This window comes from Prevotella pectinovora, from assembly GCF_000834015.1.
Lineage (GTDB): Bacteria > Bacteroidota > Bacteroidia > Bacteroidales > Bacteroidaceae > Prevotella > Prevotella pectinovora.
Genome location: NZ_JXQI01000072.1, coordinates 1 through 4,655 on the forward strand (window position 1 = coordinate 1; position 4,655 = coordinate 4,655).

Annotated in this window: 2 protein-coding genes and 2 pseudogenes; all 4 read right to left on the minus strand. The window is 54.5% G+C overall.

Annotated elements, in window-relative coordinates:
- Positions 1 to 120 (minus strand): annotated as a pseudogene (locus ST42_RS14520) (IS982 family transposase); the annotation flags it as partial.
- Positions 121 to 329: 209 nt separating this feature from the next.
- Positions 330 to 2,492 (minus strand): choice-of-anchor J domain-containing protein, encoded by a 2,163-nt coding sequence (locus ST42_RS11050; RefSeq protein WP_156139354.1) that lies wholly within the window; start codon positions 2,490 to 2,492, stop codon positions 330 to 332.
- Positions 2,493 to 2,609: 117 nt separating this feature from the next.
- Positions 2,610 to 4,295 (minus strand): helix-turn-helix domain-containing protein, encoded by a 1,686-nt coding sequence (locus ST42_RS11055; RefSeq protein WP_042520115.1) that lies wholly within the window; start codon positions 4,293 to 4,295, stop codon positions 2,610 to 2,612.
- 19 nt (positions 4,296 to 4,314) lie between these two features.
- A pseudogene (locus tag ST42_RS11060) lies at positions 4,315 to 4,527 on the minus strand (prolipoprotein diacylglyceryl transferase family protein); the annotation flags it as partial.
- Positions 4,528 to 4,655 lie beyond the last annotated feature (128 nt).

Sequence of the window (4,655 nt, forward strand, 5' to 3'; positions counted from 1 at the left end):
CCGTCTACGCTTCACTCCGCTATTGTCTTCCAGCAAATTTCCTGCATTTTCTGCATCAAAATGTTTGCAAAACTCGTCTATAATACAAAATAATTCTGTAACTTTGTAATCGGTAGTCATATTAAATATTTTTGTAACTAATTGATTTTCACCTATAAAGGTACAAAATATTTATGAGACTACCAACTTTTTATGAACAAAATCTTATCCCGAACTGGGGTAAAGTATGATTTATTGGATTTGAACATGACGCTGAAGGGTTCTTTGAATAAAGGGCTGTGCCGCTGAATTTTGACGGCACAGCCCTTATTGGATGTTTGGCGTTGGTTTTATTTCACTGTTTTCTTGACGGTGTGGCCGTTTTGACGGAAGATGTACACTCCTGCTGGCAATGCAGGGGTTGCGCCGTTGGTTTCGGCTACCTTCACACCCTGTGTGGTATAGACGGTGAGCGGCTGGTGGTCAGTGGTGGCTTGGCTGATGCCGGTGGTGCCGGTAGCTTCGAGCCGCACGTTGTCGATGGCTATGTGGCCGTCCATATTGCCGCTGTAATACCAGCGGAACATGATTTCGCCCGTGTCGGAGAGGTTGGTCACATCGTGTGTGATGTGCACGGGGCTGCAGGTTGCGCCTTCTTCCAGGTCGGTGTCATGGTAGGGGGTGAGCATCTCCACGTCTTGCCACGATGCACCGCGGTCGGTGGAATATTCGATGAAGGCCTCGCAGTCGTCCCACATCGACAGATAGTCGAGGTCGTAGCTCAGGGTGAGCGTCTGGCCGGCTTCGTGGGCTGTGCTCAGCGGCGGTGTGACAAGGTGGGCCATGATGCCTGCCCAGCCGGCGCTGATGCCGTCGATGGAGGCGTAATAGCCGTCGAATCCATTGCCGTTGATGTTCATCTCAAACCAATCGTCAAATCTCCATACATAAAAGTCTTCGGTGTATTGATACAGGTTTTCTACTGTCCAGTCGGCTGGCTTGAACGGGGTGTCGAATGTCTCGCTGAAGGGCAGCGGATGGACGGGCATGGTGCCATTGCTGATGCTCACTGCCGATGGCATCGACTCTACATCATCGTCATAAACAGCGGTGACGGTGTAGTCGAACTGGCCCTGAGGAACAGCCGTGTCGGTGTAGGTGCAGGTGGTGATGCCTGTGGCTATGGCGGTGGTGCTGCGGTAAACGTTGTAGCCCTTGACGCTGTGGTCGCGGTCGGCGGGGGCTTGCCATGACAGCTCGACCTGGCCGTTGTCGCCAAGCTCGGCCGAAAGCTGGGTGACGGGCATGCGCGTGCCGATGGCTATCACATCGCCCACGGCTTCTGATTCGCCCGAGGGATTGTCGTACATGGCCGACACCTTGTATTCGTAAACTCCCTTGGTGAGCCCGGTGTTCTCAAAACTGGTTTCCGTGATGCCATAGCCTGCCCACATGCCGTTGCAATAGACAATGTAGCCTTCAGGTTTTTGGTTGCCCTGGGGTTCGTCCCATGTAATCACAGCTGTGTAGCCCTGCTCGCTGTCGTAGCGTGAACTGACCTGCACGTTGAGTGGTGCATCGAAGGTGGGGGCAAGGATGTTGACCGTGGTCTGCACCCCTTCGCTCTCCTCATCGGTGAGGGCATCGTAGAAGGCCACACGGTAGGTGTGCTCGCCCTCTGCTTTCTCGCTGACATCGGTGTATTGGCGTGCGTTGATGCTGCCGGCTATGAGTTGGCCGTCGAGATAGATGTTGTAGCCGCCGAATGAGGTGGTGGATGCTGCCTTGCTGATGGGGGCAGCGGGTGCTGGGCCGCTGATGCGCACATCGTCGATGGCCCACAGGAAATAGAGATGGTCGGTGGCTGATGCCTTGCCGCTCACGGCGTGGAAGGCGATGCGGGTGTCGGGGGTGGCAGCTCCCAAGGGCAGTGAAACCAACTGCCAGCCGCCGTCGGGTGAGCACTGGGTGCGGGCATCCCATATCACTTGCCAAGTGTTGCCGCCATCGTGGCTCACCTTGACATAATAGTGGTCGTCGTAGCCCTCGTAGGTGTCGTATTCGAGCACCATGGGGTCGATGTAGCTGTAGAACTCGAGGTTGGTGGCGTTGTCGTATGGCGGTGATATGAGCCACTCGTCTTGGTTGGCCGACGAACCGTCGGGGTGAGTGCCAAGGTCCATGAATACCATGGCGCTGTGGCTGCCCGTGTGGATGTAGTCGGTGTAGTTGTCGAACTGTGAGAAATCATCGGTGGGGTAGTGGAACCATGTGCAGCGGTAGTCGCTGCCGTTGGCGGTCTGCACCGTCCACCCCTCACCAGGGAAGGTGTCGTCTTCAAAACCGTTGTTCTCTACATCGTTCATGCCTGTTGGCAATTCCCATGACAGGTCAACCTTGCTTCCGTTGACTTCTGCCTGGAGGTTGGTCTGTGCCTGTGCGCCCATGGGCAGCAGACAGAGGGCAAACAGTGTGGATGCCCACGACCGGTGATGGTGTAATGTTAGTTTCATAAGCCATGAGATTTAAAAAAGAATAAGATGCTGCAAAGATAATGAATGATGGGCATCAATGGAACATTTTGCATGTGTTTGCGGTTACTATTTCACGAAACAGTAACCAAAAGAGCGTTATGCGTTGATTTTTTTCTCTTTTTCCTCTCTCGACAGCTTCTGGTACATGCTGGGCTTGATGCCCGTGATGCGGGTGAAGACGGTGATGAAATTGGCCTGCGACTTGTAGCCCACGCTCTCTGAGATGGCCTTGATGGTGAGTTTGCCGTAGGTGTCGTCGTCCATCAGGCGGCGCATGGCTTCTTTGATGCGGTATTCGTTGAGCAGGGTGCGGAAGTTCTTGCCAAACACTTGGTTGATGACTTGTGAGGCGTAGCGGGTGTTGGTGCCTGCCTTCTCGGCAAGACGCTCGATGGTGAAGTTGCTGTCGCAGAAATCTTCTGTTTGCTCCATGGTGTGCATGATGCAGGCAAGAATGGCCTTGCGCTGCTCTTCGGGCACGGTGGTGGAGGTGGGGCGCGGCGACTGCTCTTCGAGGTCGTGTATGCGCTGCCGATAGGCATTCTCTTCGGTGAGCATGGCCTTGCTGCGCTCATAGAGGCTGTTGTAGGATGCCTTGAGGCGGCGTTTCTGCACAATGACCACGGCAAGCAGCACCATGAACAGCAGCGAACAGGCGATGAGGGTGACAAGCCAGCGGCGCTGCATGGTGAGCTGCATCTCCTTGCGCTCTTTCTCCAACGTGAGGTTGTTGATGGTGTCGGTGCTGCGGTTGGTTTCGTAGAGAAACTGGGCGTTCTTGAGGTGGTTGAACGCTGTGATGTTATAGATGGAGTCGTTGAGGTCGAGGTATTCTGACTTGTATTGAAGGGCTCTTTCTAAATTGCGCTTCTCATAGAGCATATAGAGCTTCTTCAGTGTTTCGGCCAGCAGGTTGGCTTGGTTGTTTTCGCGTGCCAGACGTTCGTTGGTGTGCAGATAGCACAGGGCTGAATCTACTTGGTTGAGGCGGAGAAACGATTCGGCCATGCTTGTGTATGAAGAGCCTTCGCACTCAACGCCCAACTGATGTTCTTGGGCATAGTAGGCCGACTGGCGGAACCAGCGGATGGCCTCGCGGTGGCGGTTCTCGTAGGAGAGTATCATGCCCTTGTCCATGAGCAGGTTGTAGTGGTAGCGTGGACGCTGCTCGCGGTTGGCGGCCATCTCTCGGTAGTAGGCCTTGATGCGGCTGAGGGGCTCTTTGGTGGGGTAGGCGCATATCAGATTGTTGAGCAGACGGTTGACGAAGCTCTTGTCGCCGCTGTGGCGTGCCACGGCGAGTGCCTTGCGATAGAACATGGAGCTGCGCTCAAAGTCGTTGAACATGCTATAGACATTGCCTATCATGTTGTAGATGCGGGGAATCATGTCGCTGAAGCCGTTGTCTTCGCACAGTTTGAGACTGGTGAGGAAATATTCCATGGCCTTGGAATAGGAGCAGCGCATGTAGTAGATGTTGCCGATGTGGCAGGCGGCCTTGGCACAGGCGTATTTGTCTTGCCGCTCCATCTGTGCAGAGTAGCGGCTCATCAGGATGTTGAAGGCCACGAGAGCACGGTCGTCGGCCTGGATGCCTGTCTGGGTTTCGCCGTAGCGCAACAGGGACTGGGCATTGAGGGTTGACAGCTGGCGGTATTGTGCCTCGATGGGATGCTGGCGGTTGTCGTGGGCATACATGCCGATGCAGGCCGAGCTGAGGAGCATGGCCAGCAGAAGTGAGGCGAATGGGCGCCAGGGGCTTGTATCGGCGGTATGCGGCATAGTGTGGGGGATTGGTGGTTTAGTGACGACCTGCTTTCATCATGCACCATGCGCCGATGGCGATGAAAGGCAGACTGAGCAGTTGGCCCATGTCCAAGGGCTGTGAGGCCTCGAAGGCTTCCTGCACCTCTTTGGTGTATTCGATGAAGAAACGGGCGGTGAATATGCCGGTGAGGCAGAGGCCGAAATAATAGCCCGTGCCCACCCGTTGGGGCCAGCGGCGGTAGAGCAGCAGGCCAATGCGTCTGCCGGACTTTCTTCTTTTCTTGCTCATTTCACAATTTGGCTATATAACCTGAATTCGCTGCAAAGATAACCATTTTAGAGAGAAACAAGAAATTTTTCTTGTATAATATCACG